The organism is Streptomyces sp. NBC_00154 (assembly GCF_026342835.1).
GTDB lineage: Bacteria > Actinomycetota > Actinomycetes > Streptomycetales > Streptomycetaceae > Streptomyces.
Genome location: NZ_JAPEMI010000001.1, coordinates 2,816,975 through 2,833,128 on the forward strand (window position 1 = coordinate 2,816,975; position 16,154 = coordinate 2,833,128).

At 69.1% G+C, this 16,154-nt stretch carries 13 protein-coding genes; 8 read left to right on the forward strand and 5 right to left on the reverse strand.

The window, feature by feature from the left end; all coding sequences use genetic code 11:
- Positions 1-91: 91 nt before the first annotated feature.
- Positions 92-1,117 carry a LuxR C-terminal-related transcriptional regulator gene (locus OHA03_RS12565; protein WP_267003700.1) on the forward strand — a complete coding sequence of 342 codons (1,026 nt, stop codon included), beginning with the start codon at positions 92-94 and terminating at the stop codon, positions 1,115-1,117.
- Positions 1,118-1,153: 36 nt separating this feature from the next.
- On the opposite strand, the gene OHA03_RS12570 is transcribed toward OHA03_RS12565, so the two are convergent.
- From OHA03_RS12570 to dnaK, 4 genes are all read right to left on the reverse strand, one after another.
- Complete coding sequence (locus OHA03_RS12570) at positions 1,154-1,600, reverse strand: helix-turn-helix domain-containing protein (RefSeq protein WP_030929299.1); 447 nt, start codon at positions 1,598-1,600, stop codon at positions 1,154-1,156.
- 1 nt (position 1,601) lies between these two features.
- Complete coding sequence (dnaJ, locus tag OHA03_RS12575) at positions 1,602-2,786, reverse strand: molecular chaperone DnaJ (RefSeq protein WP_267003701.1); 1,185 nt, start codon at positions 2,784-2,786, stop codon at positions 1,602-1,604.
- Between the two features lie 93 nt (positions 2,787-2,879).
- Positions 2,880-3,530: a nucleotide exchange factor GrpE gene (gene grpE, locus OHA03_RS12580; RefSeq protein ID WP_267003702.1), complete on the reverse strand. Its 651-nt coding sequence runs from the start codon at positions 3,528-3,530 to the stop codon at positions 2,880-2,882.
- A complete protein-coding gene (gene dnaK, locus OHA03_RS12585; protein WP_267003703.1) occupies positions 3,527-5,380 on the reverse strand; it encodes a molecular chaperone DnaK in 1,854 nt (617 codons plus the stop codon). Before dnaK ends, grpE begins: the two co-directional genes overlap by 4 nt.
- 316 nt (positions 5,381-5,696) lie before the next feature.
- Between dnaK and OHA03_RS12590 the strand changes: the two genes are divergently transcribed.
- The 7 genes from OHA03_RS12590 to OHA03_RS12620 all read left to right on the forward strand — a co-directional run bounded on the left by OHA03_RS12590 (position 5,697) and on the right by OHA03_RS12620 (position 15,567).
- A complete protein-coding gene (locus OHA03_RS12590; protein ID WP_267003705.1) occupies positions 5,697-6,296 on the forward strand; it encodes a sugar transferase in 600 nt (199 codons plus the stop codon).
- A 109-nt stretch (positions 6,297-6,405) separates the two neighbouring features.
- Positions 6,406-8,673 (forward strand): (Fe-S)-binding protein, encoded by a 2,268-nt coding sequence (locus OHA03_RS12595; protein WP_267003707.1) that lies wholly within the window; start codon positions 6,406-6,408, stop codon positions 8,671-8,673.
- Positions 8,674-8,913: 240 nt separating this feature from the next.
- Positions 8,914-10,368, forward strand: a complete 1,455-nt coding sequence (locus OHA03_RS12600) for a VCBS repeat-containing protein (protein ID WP_267003709.1) — start codon at positions 8,914-8,916, stop codon at positions 10,366-10,368.
- Between the two features lie 396 nt (positions 10,369-10,764).
- Positions 10,765-12,249, forward strand: coding sequence for an FG-GAP and VCBS repeat-containing protein (locus tag OHA03_RS12605; protein WP_267003711.1), 1,485 nt, complete (start codon positions 10,765-10,767; stop codon positions 12,247-12,249).
- An 81-nt stretch (positions 12,250-12,330) separates the two neighbouring features.
- Positions 12,331-13,752, forward strand: a complete 1,422-nt coding sequence (locus OHA03_RS12610; RefSeq protein ID WP_267003713.1) for an FG-GAP-like repeat-containing protein — start codon at positions 12,331-12,333, stop codon at positions 13,750-13,752.
- A 163-nt stretch (positions 13,753-13,915) separates the two neighbouring features.
- Complete coding sequence (locus OHA03_RS12615; protein WP_323181197.1) at positions 13,916-14,119, forward strand: FG-GAP repeat protein; 204 nt, start codon at positions 13,916-13,918, stop codon at positions 14,117-14,119.
- 533 nt (positions 14,120-14,652) lie between these two features.
- Complete coding sequence (locus OHA03_RS12620) at positions 14,653-15,567, forward strand: YIP1 family protein (protein ID WP_267003715.1); 915 nt, start codon at positions 14,653-14,655, stop codon at positions 15,565-15,567.
- An 81-nt stretch (positions 15,568-15,648) separates the two neighbouring features.
- Here OHA03_RS12620 and OHA03_RS12625 read toward each other — a convergent pair whose 3' ends face one another.
- On the reverse strand, positions 15,649-16,146 hold the full coding sequence (locus OHA03_RS12625; RefSeq protein ID WP_267003717.1) for a phosphoribosyltransferase: 498 nt from the start codon (positions 16,144-16,146) through the stop codon (positions 15,649-15,651).
- Positions 16,147-16,154: the final 8 nt, after the last annotated feature.

Sequence of the window (16,154 nt, forward strand, 5' to 3'; positions counted from 1 at the left end):
TCCCCGTTCCCGGGACATCACCACACTCTCCTGACAGCTAGTCTTTTCGCCACCGTCATCTTGTTGCACTGCACAGAGTGGGGGGTTCCCGATGGGCACGTTGGAGGGCAAAACAGACCACCCACACGGAACCACCGAACTCTGCGAACCGGCGATCCGCCTCTACTCCGAAGCTCTGCGCAACGGACGCATCGCCCGGACCGACGTCGCCCCGGCTCCGTGCCTCATCGAGATGGCCCTGCTCCACCCCGATCCCCACGAGGCCGCTTGGATGCGTCCCGTACCGCCATCGGCAGCCATGGCACACCTGTTGCAGCCCATCGCCCGGGAGATCCTCGACCGGATACAGATCACTACCGCCCTGGCCGCATCCCTGGCACCTCTGACCGCTCTTGCCAGCGAGGACCCCAACCTCGGGATCACAGTGCTCGAAGGCAGGCCGGTGATCAATGCCGCCCTGGAGCATGCATCGGCAGCCGTACGAGAGGAGGCACTGACCGCACAACCGGGCGGGATACGGCAGCAGCACCTTATGCACCGAGCCCGCAGCAATGGTCTGACAGCCGTCAACCGGGGAGCCCGGCTGCGCCACATCTACCAGCATCCCGCCCGCTACAGCACCTTCATCAGAGATTATCTGGAGGTACTGCCCGCCGACCGCGTGCAAGTGCGTACGGCGGAACAGACCATCGAGCGGCTCATCATCTTCGACCGCACCGTGGCCTTCATCCCGGCCAACCCCGAGCGGGACATCGCCCTGGAGATCCGCCACCCCGCCCTGATCCGCTTCCTCGTGCAGGTGTACGAGGTCCTCTGGGAGCAGGCCACCCCGCTCACCGAGCCCCTGCACACAGCGGCTCCCGGCACCCCCGTCACCGCCGTACAACGCAGCATCGCGCGCCTCCTGGTCGAGGGCCACGTGGACGACGCCGTCGCCCGCAAGCTGGGCATCAGCGTGCGCACCTGCCGGTCCCACATCGCCAAACTCATGCAGGCACTCAACGCCTCCAGCCGGACCCATCTGGGCGCGCTCATCATCCGGTCGGGCATCGTCGAGCCGGACGGCGCCGCTGCCGCCACCGCCGACGCGGAAGGCCCGCCACCCGTTTCCGGGTGACGGGCCTCGGCCGTCGTGCGTGCGCCGTAACCGCGCCTATTCCTTCGGCCTCTTCGGCCGCCAGACCACCAACGCACTGGTCTGCTGCACATCCTGATACGGCACCAGATCGCGTCGGTACGACGCATGCACCTGCGCCTCGCGCTGCTGCATCGCCGCCGCCGCGCCGTCCACTGCCGCGGAGAGTTCGGCGACGCGCTGCTGGAGCGCGGCCACCTGGTTCTCCAGTTCGATGATGCGCTTGATGCCCGCCAGGTTGATGCCCTCGTCCTGCGACAGTTGCTGCACGGTGCGCAGCAGCTCGATGTCACGGGCCGAGTAGCGCCGGCCGCGGCCGGCCGTGCGGTCCGGGGAGACCAGGCCGAGGCGGTCGTACTGGCGCAGTGTCTGCGGATGCAGGCCCGAGAGCTGGGCCGCGATCGAGATCACGTACACCGGTGAGTCATCGGTCAGTTGGTACGGATTACGTCGTCGGCCGTCCACATCATGCTCCCTTCGCGGCCTGGAACAGCTCCGCCCGCGGGTCCTCCCCCGCGGTCGCCTTCCGGTAGGCCTCCAGCGCGTCCTGCGCCTCGGGACCCAGTTCCTTCGGCACGGCCACCTCGACGGTGACCAGCAGGTCGCCCCGGGTGCCGTCCTTGCGCACCGCACCCTTGCCCCGGGCGCGCATCGTACGCCCGTTGGGGGTACCGGCCGGCAGTTTCAGGGTGACCGGGGGTCCTCCGAGCGTGGGGACCTTCACCTCGCCGCCGAGCGCCGCCTCCACGAAGGTGACGGGCACGGTGACCGTGAGGTTGTCGTCCCTGCGGCCGAAGACCGGGTGGGCGTCGACATGGACGACGACGTACAGATCGCCGGCCGGGCCGCCGCGCTCGCCCGGAGCGCCCTTGCCGCGCAGTCGGATCCGCTGGCCGTCGGAGACGCCCGCCGGGATCCTGACCTGCATGGTGCGCGACGAACGCGCCCGCCCGCTGCCCTTGCAGACATCGCACGGGTCCTGGGCGATGAGGCCCCGGCCCTTGCAGTCCACGCAGGGATCGGTGAGCGAGAACCCACCGCCGCTGCCACGCGACACCTGGCCGGTGCCGACACAGGTCGGGCAGACCCTCGGGGTGCCGTTCTTGTCGCCGGTGCCCGAACACGCCTTGCAGGGCGCCTGGCTGGACATCCGCAGCGGGACCGTGGCCCCGTCGACCGCCTCGGTGAAGCTGAGCGTCACCTCGGACTCGATGTCCTGGCCGCGGCGCGGCTGCACGCGTGTCCCCGCACCGCCGCCCCGGTTGAACAGGCCGCCGAAGACATCGCCGAGACCGCCGCCGCCGAAGCCACCGGGGCCGCCGGCTCCGCCGCCCTGGGTGCCTCCGAAGAGGTCGCCCAGGTCGAAGTTGAAGTTTCCTCCCGCACCACCGGGACCGGCCCGGAAGCCGCCGTTGCCGAAGAGGGCGCGCGCCTCGTCGTACTCCTTGCGCTTCTTGGAGTCGCCGAGGATGTCATTGGCCTCGGAGATCTCCTTGAAGCGCTCCTCCGCCTTGTCGTCGCCCTTGTTGGCGTCCGGGTGGAACTCGCGGGCGAGCTTGCGGTACGCCTTCTTGATCTCGGCGTCGGTGGCGTCCTTGGGGACGCCGAGGACCTTGTAGTAGTCCTTCTCGACGAAGTCCTTCGTGCTCATCGACGTCCCTCCTTCCGGACGATCGGCCGGGCGACCGGCCCGAGGGCCGGTCGCCGGGGCAGACGGTGGGCCCCGCGGTGGTCGGACGAAATGTCAGACCTCCTCGGTGCCACCGCTCTCCTCGTCGTCTGTCTTCTCTTCCTTCGCCGCCGCAGGGGCCGCCCCCGGCTGGGGTTCGGCCACCGCCACCCGCGCGGGGCGGATGGTGCGCTCGCCGATGCGATACCCCGGCTGGAGGATCGCCACGCAGGTCGTCTCGGTGACATCCGGCGCGTACGAGTGCATCAGCGCCTCGTGGATCGTCGGGTCGAAGGGCTCGCCCTCCTTGCCGAACTGCTGCAGGCCCAGCTTGGCGACGACCGTCTCGAGCGATTCGGCCACCGACTTGAACCCGCCCACGAGCTCGCCGTGTTCCCTGGCGCGACCGACGTCGTCGAGCACGGGCAGGAGCTCGGACAGGAGACCCGCGACAGCGATCTCCTTGACCGTGACCCGGTCCCGCTCGACGCGGCGGCGGTAGTTCTGGTACTCGGCCTGGAGCCGCTGGAGGTCGCCCGTGCGCTCTGCGAGCGCGGTGCGGACCTGGTCCAGCTGGGCGGTGAGGCCGACTGTCTGTACTGCGTCCCCGGCCGGGGGCGCCCCCTCCTCCGAAGAGGGGGCGGCGTCCTTCGGCTCAGCTCCGTCAGGGGTGGCGCCGGAGGGGACGTCAGGCTTCTCCTCGAAGCCCGGAGTCTCCTCGGTCACACCGCACCGCCCTTGGCGTCCCGCTCGTCGTCCACGATCTCGGCGTCGACGACGTCGTCCGCGCCGTCGGCGTGCGCCTGGCCGGGCTGCGGGTCACCCTGCGGGCCACCCTCGGCCTGTGCGTTGGCGTACATCGCCTGGCCCAGCTTCTGCGAGACGGCCGCGACCTTCTCGGTGGCGGTACGGATCTCGGCGGTGTCCTCGCCCTTGAGCTTCTCCTTCAGCTCGGTGAGCGCGGCCTCCACCTCCGTCTTCACGTCACCGGGGACCTTGTCCTCGTTGTCCTTGAGGAACTTCTCCGTCTGGTAGACGAGCTGCTCGCCCTGGTTGCGGGACTCGGCGGCCTCGCGACGGCGGTGGTCCTCCTCCGCGTACTGCTCGGCCTCCTCACGCATCCGGTTGACCTCGTCCTTCGGCAGCGAGGAGCCACCGGTGACGGTCATCTTCTGCTCCTTGCCGGTGCCGAGGTCCTTGGCAGCGACGTGCATGATGCCGTTGGCGTCGATGTCGAACGCGACCTCGATCTGCGGGACACCACGCGGGGCCGGCGGCAGACCGGTCAGCTCGAACATGCCGAGCTTCTTGTTGTACGCCGCGATCTCGCGCTCACCCTGGTAGACCTGGATCTGCACCGACGGCTGGTTGTCCTCGGCCGTCGTGAAGATCTCGGACCGCTTGGTCGGGATCGTGGTGTTGCGCTCGATGAGCTTCGTCATGATGCCGCCCTTGGTCTCGATACCGAGGGACAGCGGCGTGACGTCGAGGAGCAGAACGTCCTTGACCTCACCCTTGAGGACACCGGCCTGGAGCGAGGCACCGATGGCGACGACCTCGTCCGGGTTCACACCCTTGTTGGCCTCCTGGCCACCGGTCAGCTCCTTGACGAGCTCGGCGACGGCCGGCATACGGGTCGAGCCACCGACGAGAACGACGTGGTCGATCTCGGAGAGCTGGATGCCCGCGTCCTTGATGACGTTGTGGAACGGGTTCTTGCAGCGGTCCAGGAGGTCCGCGGTGAGCTGCTGGAACTGGGCGCGCGTGAGCTTCTCGTCCAGGTGCAGCGGGCCCTCGGCGGACGCCGTGATGTAGGGCAGGTTGATCGTGGTCTCCGTCGAGGAGGACAGCTCGATCTTCGCCTTCTCCGCGGCCTCGCGGAGACGCTGGAGAGCCATCTTGTCCTTGGACAGGTCCACACCGTGACCGTTGGCGAACTGCTTCACCAGGTAGTCGACGACGCGCTGGTCCCAGTCGTCACCACCGAGGTGGTTGTCACCGTTGGTGGCCTTCACCTCGACGACACCGTCGCCGATCTCCAGAAGCGACACGTCGAAGGTGCCGCCACCGAGGTCGAAGACGAGGATCGTCTGGTCGTCCTTGTCGAGCCCGTACGCCAGCGCGGCAGCGGTCGGCTCGTTGACGATACGCAAGACGTTCAGGCCCGCGATCTCGCCGGCCTCCTTCGTCGCCTGACGCTCGGAGTCGTTGAAGTACGCCGGGACGGTGATCACCGCGTCGGTGACCTTCTCGCCCAGGTACGCCTCCGCGTCGCGCTTCAGCTTCTGCAGGATGAAGGCGCTCATCTGCTGCGGGTTGAAGCTCTTGCCGTCGAGGTCGATCTTCCAGTCGGTGCCCATGTGGCGCTTGACCGAGCGGATGGTCCTGTCGACGTTGGTCACCGCCTGACGCTTGGCGACCTCGCCGACCAGCACCTCGCCGTTCTTCGCGAAGGCGACGACGGACGGCGTGGTCCTGGCGCCTTCGGCGTTGGTGATGACGGTGGGCTCGCCGCCTTCGAGAACGCTGACGACGGAGTTAGTCGTGCCCAGGTCGATGCCGACCGCACGTGCCATTTCAATTCCTCCAACTGACTACTTGAGTGGATCTGACTCAAGGATGCATGACACCAGCCCCAGAGTCAACAGACCTGAGTCGAGTCGACTCAACTATCGTGCACACACCACACGCCACCTGCGATTTCTCCGAGATCCGAGGGGTGCATATCCGGGCACATGTCCGGCGACCACTACCGGCGATCGAGGGTGACACCTGCCGACCCGACGGCCCACACGCCCCGCTCCATCATCGCGCATGGGATCGTTCTGTCACAAAATGCCGCGAGATGCACAAAACCGGCATCCGACCCGTCCAACCCGACAGGTGTGCACGATGCAGACGCAGATGACGGCGAAGCGCGCGCTGGATCTGGCCCTCGGCTCGGTCCTGCTCGTCCTGGCCGCCCCCCTGCTCGCCGCAGGAGCCGTCGCGCTCGCCGCACGGCGGCCCCCCGGCGGCGTACTGACCCGCTCCGTGCGGATCGGCCTGGCCGGCCGGCACTTCGTACTGCGCACCCTGCGCACCCGCCGACTGCGCCTCGACCTGCTCTCCCGGCTGCCCCATGTCGTACGGGGAGAGCTCTCCCTCGTCGGACCGGAACCGCTCACCCCGGACGACGAGCGGGCCGGAACCGCCGACGGAGCGACCGGCGGCACCGGGGACGGGGCCGGCGCGCGACACTGGCGGCAGGAGCTGAGACCCGGCCTGACCGGCCTGGCCCAGATCCGCTCACGCTCCGGAATGCCGTGGGACGAACCGGCCCTGCTCGACCAGCACTACGCCGAGCACCACTGGCTGGGACTCGACCTGATGATCCTGGCGGCGGCGGTACACATTCCGCTTCGCGCCACGGTCCACGGGCTCTCCCGCCGCGGCAAGGCACACCTGAGCGACACAGATCACCGACTGCGCGGCTACAGCGCGGCGGAATAAGTGGATAGTGTCAGCACAGACTGATTAAGTTACTGCTTAGTAATCGCTTGTACTCCGACACGTCCCACAAGTGCCGGATCCCACCCTCGCAGGCCCGAGGAGCCCCCAAATGCAACTCGCCGCGATCATCGTGTCGCTGGTGCTGACTGTGGTCGGCGTTGCGCTCATCGCCCGAGCCGTCGCGCAGATCTACCGGTTCGTCAAACTCGGACAGCCGGTCCCGGCAGGCAGCCGCACCGACAACCCGAAGCAGCGCACGATCACCCTGGTCAAGGAGTTCCTCGGCCATACCCGGATGAACCGGTGGGGGATCGTCGGCTTCGCGCACTGGTTCGTCGCCATCGGCTTCCTGACGCTGCCACCGACGCTGCTCCAGGCGTACGGACAGCTCTTCAAGGCCGACTGGGTGCTGCCGATCATCGGTGAATGGCTGCCGTTCGAGCTCTACATCGAGTTCATCGGCCTGATGACGACGGTCGGCATCCTGGTGCTGATCGCCATCCGGCTGCTGAACCTGCCCTCCCGGGCCGGCCGCAAGTCCCGCTTCGCGGGCTCCAAGGCCTGGCAGGCGTACTTCGTCGAGTACGTCATCCTCATCATCGGCCTGGCGATCCTGACCCTGCGCGGTCTCGAGGGCGCGATCCACCACGTGGGGGGCTACGAAGCCGCGTACTTCGTCTCGTACCCCCTGGTCCTCGCCTTCAAGGGACTCGGCCTCGGCGCGCTCCAGAACCTCATCTACTTCACCGCGATGATCAAGATCGGCACCTCGCTGATCTGGATGATCACGGTCTCGCTCAACACCAACATGGGTGTCGCCTGGCACCGCTTCCTCGGCTTCCCGAACATCTGGTTCAAGCGGAACGCGGACGGCGCGGTCGCACTCGGCGCGCTGCAGCCGATGACGTCCGGCGGCAAGGAGATCGACTTCGAGGACCCGGGCGAGGACGACGTCTTCGGTGTCTCCCAGGTCGAGCAGTTCTCCTGGAAGGGCATCCTCGACTTCTCCACGTGCACGGAGTGCGGTCGCTGCCAGTCGCAGTGCCCCGCCTGGAACACCGGCAAGCCGCTCTCCCCGAAGCTCCTGATCATGTCGCTGCGCGACCACGCGCACGCCAAGGCCCCGTATCTGCTCGCCGGTGGCGGCAAGGACATGGAGGGCAACGAGAAGGCGTCCGAGGAACAGCTGAAGGACGTCCCGGCCGCGGCTCTGGCGGAGGCCGAACGCCCCCTCATCGGCACGGTCGAGGAGAACGGCGTCATCGACCCGGACGTGCTCTGGTCCTGCACCACCTGCGGTGCGTGCGTGGAGCAGTGCCCGGTCGACATCGAGCACATCGACCACATCGTCGACATGCGCCGCTACCAGGTGATGATCGAGTCCGCGTTCCCGTCCGAGGCGGGCACGATGCTCAAGAACCTGGAGAAGAAGGGCAACCCCTGGGGGCTCGCCAAGAAGCAGCGCGTCGAGTGGACCAAGGAGGTCGACTTCGAGGTCCCGATCGTCGGCAAGGACGTCGAGGACCTGTCGGAGATCGACTACCTCTACTGGGTCGGCTGCGCGGGCGCCCTGGAGGACCGGGCCAAGAAGACCACCAAGGCCTTCGCCGAGCTGCTGCACATCGCGGGCGTGAAGTTCGCGATCATGGGTGGCGACGAGAAGTGCACGGGTGACTCGGCCCGCCGCCTGGGCAACGAGCCGCTGTTCCAGCAGCTCGGCCAGGAGAACGTCGCGATGCTGAACATGGCGTTCGGCGAGGACGACGAGGACGAGACGACGAAGAAGCCCAAGTCGTCCAAGAAGATCGTCGCGACCTGCCCGCACTGCTTCAACACCATCGCCAACGAGTACCCACAGCTCGGTGGCGAGTACGAGGTCATCCACCACACGCAGCTGCTCCAGCACCTGGTGGACGAGGGCAAGCTGATCCCGGTGACCCCGGTCGAGGGCCTGATCACGTACCACGACCCGTGCTACCTGGGCCGGCACAACAAGATCTACACGCCGCCGCGCGAGATCATCGCGAAGGTGCCGGGTCTGCGGAACGAGGAGATGCACCGCCACAAGGAGCGCGGCTTCTGCTGCGGCGCCGGTGGTGCCCGGATGTGGATGGAGGAGCGGATCGGCAAGCGCATCAACAACGAGCGCGTCGACGAAGCCCTCTCCCTCAACCCGGACATCGTCTCCACCGCCTGCCCGTTCTGCCTGGTCATGCTTACCGACTCGGTCAACGGCAAGAAGAACGACGGCAAGGCGAAGGAGTCGATCCAGGTGGTCGACGTATCGCAGCTGCTGCTCGACTCGGTGAAGACCCCGGCGGACCCGGCGGGCGAGCCGGAGTCCGAGAGTGCACCGGAGCCGGAGCCGGTGAAGTAGCTTTCGGCCGCAGGAGGGGCTGATGGGGAACTCCCCATCAGCCCCTCCCGTCATTTCCGGCCCCTCCGCCCCCACCGCTGCCCCTCCCCCACCCCACCGGCATCATGGGCGAGTTGCAGTCGAGGCACGGGCGGGGTCACAGCTGATGGTGCACAGGGCGGTGCACCCGGGCGCCGACGGTGGCGGCTTCGTCGCCAAGAAGCCTCACGTCACCTTCTCCCCGAAGGAGTTCACCGCCTGATGCGTCCGTTCCGCCGGCTGTCCGCGTTCTTCCGCCCGCGTACGTTCCCGGCGGCGGCCGCCGCCCTGTGCGGCGCCGCCCTCCTCGCCGGCTGCACCGCCGACCCGCACCCGCTGACCTGGTCGAAACCCGACGCCGGGAAGCGCTCCGCGCACCCGGACTCCGGGGACTTCAACGGCGACGGGTACGATGACTACACGACCGTCGTGGACTCGGCCTCCCAGGACAAGAAGCGCTTCACGTCGACCCTGGTCGTGGTCTACGGGTCCCGGGACGGCCTGCGCACCGACTGGTCGGACCGCTTCCCGGCCGGCCGCAAGGACTGGCACTACGAGGGCCCGCCCCTGCGCGCCGACCTGAACGGCGACGGCTTCACCGACCTGGCCGGCACCCGAGCCGTGGCGGAGCAGCGCTACGGCTTCGTGATGTACGGCGGCGCGCGCGGCCTCGAACCGCCACGACGGGTCGGCGGGCCCGACCTGTTCCACCCCCTCGCCGCCGCAGATTTCGACGGGGACGGCCACATCGATCTGCTCGACGGCGGCTACGGCGGCAGAGGCGACCCGAACTACGGGAAGCCGGGCGGCAGCGGACGCATCCTGTACGGCCCGTTCGACCACGACGGCCGCCACCGGCGCTCGGTGCAGGTGGACCTCTCCCAGGAGGGCTACGCGACGCCTTACTCGGCGACGACGGGCGACTTCGACGCGGACGGCCGCGCGGAAGCGGTGCTCACGTACCGGTTCGACTCCGAGGAGGACGAGACCGCGCCCGACGGCCTCACCTCGGTGGCGTACTACGAAGGCGGCGCGGAGAAGGACGGACCGCGGGGCGCCTTCGTACGCGACCGCGGGCCCGAGGCCGCGCTCGGCCGGGCCGTCTCCACCTTCGACGGCCCCGCCACCCCGGACACCGGGGACGCCGACGGGGACGGCATTCCCGACCTGCTCCTGCCGACACCCGGCGCCCGGGGCGGCGTCACCGTCCGCTACGGCGCCACGTCCGGGCTGGGGACGGGACGTTCGGACACGGCGCTCGGCACCGGGCGGCGCGAGGACTTCGGCGACGGGCCCGTCGTCGGCGAGGTGAACGGGGACGGCAAACCCGACGTCCTTGTCGACACCCCCGGCTTCCGCCGCCACGACGGAAAGATCACGCTGCTGCCGGGCGGCGCTTCCGGTGTGCCGTCCACCGCCGGTGAGCAGTCGGTCGACGCGGAGAGCGACGGGCTGCCCGGCAGCCCGAACCCGCACTACTGGAACTACTTCGTCCACTCGGGCCCGCTGCTCGACGTCAACGGCGACGGACACGATGACGCGATCGTGTTCGGGGAGCTCTACAACAAGCGCAAGGGCCAGTACATCGTGCTGCGCGGCACGGCCGACGGCCTCGATCCGCACCGGTCGCAAGGGTTCACACCGCACGACATCGGCATACAACTCCGGATCGAATAGCCGCGCCCGGCCCGATGCTACGCGGACGTGTCGGCGGGAGCACCCGGCGCGAACGCGAGGTCGGGCGGGATCCGGCATCGCGAGGCGGACGAGGAGCCGCCGCGCCCGGGTGCGGTCCCGGTGAAGCCGGGAAGGGGTTTTGGGATGGTTTCGTACAGGCTGTGCTCGGCCGGCAGCGGGAGTCTCAGGGGAGGCCCCGTGCCTCCTCCCTCCCGCCTCCACCTCCCGCCCCAGAAATAGTTGTGCCCCCCATACAACCCTCCGGCCCCACCGCGAGTCTCCTGTTCGCCAACCGCACGGCTACGCCTGGGACAACTCCCGGCAAACGCCCGCGGAACGCACCCCATTGACTGCGGATGCCCGCCAGGCATCCCCGCATGCTGCAGGAGAACCCGCATGCAGAAGCACAAGCGCACCCCCGCTCCTTCTCCCACGCGCATACGCCTCGCCACCGCGACGGCGGCGGCCGCCGCGCTGACCGCGGGGCTGCTCGCCGTGTCGGCAGGCAGCGCGTCCGCGGTGACCGGCGTGGCCCGCGCCGACGCCGATGCCGACTTCAACGGCGACGGCATCGGCGACACCGCCGTCTCCGCCTCGCACGCCTATGTCGGCGGCCACGCGGATGCCGGGCAGATCGCCGTCGTCTACGGCGGCACGGTCTCCAAGAAGTACGCGACGATCAGCCAGAACACGGCAGGCGTACCCGGCAACGCCGAGAGCGGCGATGTCTTCGGCGCAGACTCGGCGTACGGGGACTTCGACGGCGACGGGTACGACGACCTGCTGGTCAGCGCCCCCGGAGAAGACGTCGGCTCCGACAAGGACGGCGGCACGGCGGCCATCCTCTGGGGCTCGCCCTCGGGCCTCACCGGCGGCACGACGGTCGCCGACCCGCGGCCCACCAAGCACGACGGCTTCGGCGGGCCGGCCGAGGCCGGCGACTTCAACGGCGACGGCAAGGCCGACTTCGCGATCGCGTCCGACCAAGGTTCCGCCACGGTGGACATCTTCACCGGCCCGTTCACCCGCACCAACACCACAGGTCGGCACACCACGCTCTCCGCCGCCGTCTACAGCGGCGACGGCGCGGGCATCTGGAACCTCCACTCGGGCGACGCCAACGGCGACGGCAGCGACGACCTGATCGTCAACGGCTACTCGACCGAGACCGACTACAACGCCAACCTCTGGATCCCGGGCAGCACGTCGGGCCTGAGCGCGGCGCGCTCCCAGCGCCTGCCCACCGGTGTCATCACGGATCTCGGCGACACGGACAGCGACGGCTACGACGACGTCGTCATCGGCAACTTCTGGGCCGACTCCAACAGCAAGGCCGAAAGCGGGGCGGTCTCCGTGGTGCACGGCACCGCGTCGGGCCCGTCCGCCGGCGACACCCAGAAGTTCACGCAGGAGACCCCCGGCGTCCCGGGCGGCAGCGAGGGCGGCGACGGCTTCGGCGCCGAGGTCGACCTCGGCGACGTCAACGGCGACGGCCACCTCGACCTGGTCGTCGGCACCCCCGGCGAGGACCTGACCGGCGGCGCCGACGCCGGAGCGGCGACGGTCCTGTACGGCGCCGCGGACGGCTCCGGAATCACCGGCTCGGGCGCCCTGTTCCTCGAGCAGAACAACGCGTACGTACCCAACACCAATGAGAAGAACGACCAGTTCGGTTCGGACGTCCACCTCGACGACCTCAACGGTGACGGCCGCGACGAGGTGTACGTGGGCGCGCTGGGGGAGAACGGCTCCAACGGCGCTCTCTACCCGGTCCGCGTGAACGCCGACGGCACCCTCGCCGCCTCCTCCGGCATCTACACCTCCACCCTCGGTATCTCCGCCACCGGCACCCCGCGCCTGGGCGCCAACTTCACGGACTGACGCCGACCTCGCACCACAATCCGGCCGGGCCCGCGCATCCGTCGCGGGTCCGGCCTCCCCCTCTCCCGGAAGCCCGACATCATGCGCAAGCGCACCCTTGTCCTGGCGGCAGCCCTCACGACCGGTCTGCTCGCCCTGCCCGTGACGACGACGGCGGCCTCCGCCACACCGTCCGGGCTGCAGGGCGACTTCAACGGCGACGGCTACCGCGACCTCGCGATCGGTGTACCCGCGGGCATCAGCGGGGCCACCGACGCCGGATACGTAACCGTCGTGTACGGCACATCCGCCGGCATCGACCCGGCCAAGCACAAGATGATCAGTCAGAACAGCAGCGGTGTCCCGGGTTCCTCTGAAGGGGGCGACTCCTTCGGTGCCAAGTTGGCCACTGCCGACTTCGACAAGGACGGCTACACCGACCTGGCCGTGGGCGCCCCCGGCGAGGACGTAGGACCGAACTCCGACCAGGGTTCCGTCAGCATCCTGTGGGGCGGCTCCGCCGGCGTCTCGGGCGGGACAACCGTCTCCGTGCCGAAGGCCTTCGACGGCTCCATGATCGGCAGTGAGCTCGCCGCCGGGGACTTCGACGGCGATGGCAGCGCCGACGTCGTCGTCAGCACACCGCAGAGTGACCTGCAGATCCAGCACGGCCCCTTCGACCGTTCCGGGGGTGCGGGGGCAACGGAGACGGTCCACGTCCCCGCCGAGACCGGCACCTTCGTCCGCAACCTCACCGCCGGCGACGTCACCGGCGACAAGAAGGCGGATCTGGTGATCCAGGCCCGCAAGGACGACGAGGGCCAGTCCCAGGCCTGGCTCTACACCGGCTCCGCAACGGGCCTCGTCAAGTCATGGCAACTCCCGGACAGCGACAGAGCCGCGATCGGGGACCTCGACAAGGACGGCTACCGCGATATCGCACTCGGCGACTCGTACGAGACGACGGCCATGGGTGGACGGGTCACCATCGTCTACGGCGCACCGTCCGGCATCAACACCACCAAGGGCGTGAGCTTCCACCAGTCGACGCCCGGAGTGCCCGGCTCTGCGGAGCCGGGCGACATGTTCGGCGGGGCGCTCGCCATCGGCGACACCAGCGGCGACGGCTATGGCGACCTGGTGATCGGCTCTCCCGGCGAGGACATCGGCACCAAGCCCGACGCCGGTTGCTTCGTCGTACTGCGGGGCTCCGCGTCCGGCGTCACCACCATCGGCGCCAAGTCCTTCAGCCAGGACTCCACCGGTATCCCCGGCAGCGTGGAGAAGGGCGATCTGTTCGGCTCGGCGCTGCAGCTGTCGGACACGAACAAGGACGGCAGGGCCGACCTCGCGGTCTCGGCGATCGGAGAGGCCGCACCCCAGGAGTCCGTCCGCTCCGGAGCCGTCTGGCGCATTCGCGGCTCGAGCACCGGCCCGACCGCCACCGGCTCGATGGCCATCAGCCCCGACGACGCGGGCCGCCCCTGGGACGACGAGACGTTCGGCGCCGCACTCACCGGCTGACACCAGCACGTCCCCATCGCCCGCCGGCCGGACCCGCACGCGTCGCGGGTCCGGCTCCCCCTCTCCAGGAAGCGGACATCATGCGCAAGCGCACCACCACAGTGGTCCTCGCACTCACGGCGGTCCCCGCGCCAACGAGGACAACGACCACTTCGGTTCGGCCGTGCGGCTCGCCGACCTCAACGCGGACGGCCGCGCGGACCTCTCCGTCGGCGCGGACGGCGAGAACAGCACGGACGGCGCCATCTGGAGCCTGCGCGGCTCCTCTTCGGGCGTGACCACCCATGGCGCCGTCAGCTTCCGCGCGTCGGCCGTGGGCATCTCCACGACTGGATACCTGTTCTGCCGAAACGTCATGGCCGACTGACCACGCACGTGCCGTGTGAGCGCAGTGAGCCCGTCCCGGGTGGTGGACAGCACCGGGACGGGCTCGTCGCTTTCGCAGAGGAGAAGGGGCCCTGTTCCCGGCGCTGCCCTGCCCGACCCTGCGTGGTCCTGGCCGCACAACCCTGGCAGCGCCCAGAACAGCCAGGCCCCGGCACCCCCCGCGTCGCCGAGGCCGGGGACCCCTTCGGAACCCCCTGACGGCCGACGGCCACGGCGGCTACGGCGACGGCCCGCCCGACGCCACGGCCGGCTCCCCCGGAACGGCTCGCTCGGCGCGGCCTGGCAGCTGCGCGGCGACGAGGACGCCGTGCCCAGCCCGTTCTCCCCGCGCATGCTCGGACTGCCCTCGTCCGTCGATCCCTGCGGTACGGATCCGTGCCTCCGAGCGCCCTGTAGACACCCCTCACTGCTGCATCGGGACACCCTTAGGGGATGTCACAGCTCGGCCGCAAAGCCGGGCCCGATCCTCCGGGCCCGGCACCTCACTGTCCCGGACCAGGTACGTTCGATTACGTGGCTGGATTCAGGATCGGACGCGGCCGGGACAACCGCACCCCGCAGCAAGGGCAACAGCAACCGCGGCAGCAGCCGTACGGCACGCAGGCACCACCGCCGCCGTACGGTCAGCAGCCATGGCCGCCGACGGGAGGCAACGGCACCCCGTACACAGCCGGCCGACCCGGGGCACATCAGGACAACGGCGGCTACGGCGGCGCACACGGCGAGCCCGAATACTTCGGCGACCCGTACAACCAGCCCCAGCAGCCCCACCGAGGCGACCCGTACGCCAACAACCCGGGTCACACGCAAGCGTTCAGCATCAACGAGGACCCGTACGGCGACGGCAACACCTACCGCGCCGGCCAGGCCCCCGCCCAGCCCGCAGGCCCCCGCCTGCACTGGAAGGAACTGCTGAGCGGCATCGTGCTGCGCCCCGGCCCGACGTTCTGGCAGATGCGCGACTACCCCGTCTGGGGCCCGGCGCTCATCGTCACGTTCCTCTACGGCCTGCTGGCACTCTTCGGCTTCGACCAGGCCCGCGACGACGCGATCCACGCGACGCTCTCCGCCGCCGTCCCGTACGTCGTCCTCACGGGCGTCGGCTTCGTCATCGGCGGCCTGGTCCTCGGCGCGGTCACCCACACCCTCGCCCGCCAGCTCGGCGGCGACGGCGCCTGGCAGCCGACGGTCGGCCTCTCCATGCTGATCATGTCGATCACGGACGCACCGCGCCTGATATTCGCGCTGTTCCTGGGCGGCGAGAACTCCCTGGTCCAGGTCCTCGGCTGGGTGACCTGGCTGGCGTCGGCCGCACTCTTCACCTCGATGGTCAGCAAGTCGCACGACCTGCCGTGGCCGAAGGCACTCGGCGCATCCGCGATCCAGCTGATCGCGCTTCTGTCGATCATCAAACTCGGCACGATCTGACGCACCCACCACCCGCACCACAGAAATGACCCCCGGCGCCTCGGCACCGGGGGTCATCCACTTTCCACTGCTGCTCCCGCCTCAGGCGTCGAGAACCTGCCCACTGCGCCGCACGACAGGCTTCTCCACACTCCACGGGAAGTTGATCCAGCGATCGGTCTTCTTCCACACGTACTCGCACTTCACGAGCGAGTGCGACTTCTCGTAGATGACCGCGCTGCGCACCTCGGCGACGTGATCGATACAGAAATCGCGGACCAGCTTCAGCGTCTTGCCCGTATCGGCGACATCGTCGGCGATCAGGACTTTCTTGTCCGAGAAATCAATGACATTCGGAACGGGCGCCAGCATGACCGGCATCTCCAGAGTCGTCCCGACCCCGGTATAGAACTCCACATTCACCAAGTGGATGTTCTTGCAGTCCAGCGCATACGCCAGTCCGCCGGCGACGAAAACCCCGCCCCGCGCGATGCTGAGCACCACATCCGGCTCGTAGCCGTCGTCGGCCACGGTCTGCGCGAGCTCCCGCACGGCATGACCGAACGCCTCGTACGTCAGGTTCTCCCGTACGTCATTCATGGTCCGGC

Coding starts and splice junctions, on each gene's coding strand:
- dnaK (WP_267003703.1), bottom strand. CDS start 5,380: ATGGCACGTGCGGTCGGCATCGACCTGGGCACGACTAACTCCGTCGTC.
- OHA03_RS12605 (WP_267003711.1), top strand. CDS start 10,765: ATGCAGAAGCACAAGCGCACCCCCGCTCCTTCTCCCACGCGCATACGC.
- OHA03_RS12610 (WP_267003713.1), top strand. CDS start 12,331: ATGCGCAAGCGCACCCTTGTCCTGGCGGCAGCCCTCACGACCGGTCTG.
- dnaJ (WP_267003701.1), bottom strand. CDS start 2,786: ATGAGCACGAAGGACTTCGTCGAGAAGGACTACTACAAGGTCCTCGGC.
- OHA03_RS12625 (WP_267003717.1), bottom strand. CDS start 16,146: ATGAATGACGTACGGGAGAACCTGACGTACGAGGCGTTCGGTCATGCC.
- OHA03_RS12565 (WP_267003700.1), top strand. CDS start 92: ATGGGCACGTTGGAGGGCAAAACAGACCACCCACACGGAACCACCGAA.
- OHA03_RS12600 (WP_267003709.1), top strand. CDS start 8,914: ATGCGTCCGTTCCGCCGGCTGTCCGCGTTCTTCCGCCCGCGTACGTTC.
- OHA03_RS12595 (WP_267003707.1), top strand. CDS start 6,406: ATGCAACTCGCCGCGATCATCGTGTCGCTGGTGCTGACTGTGGTCGGC.
- OHA03_RS12590 (WP_267003705.1), top strand. CDS start 5,697: ATGCAGACGCAGATGACGGCGAAGCGCGCGCTGGATCTGGCCCTCGGC.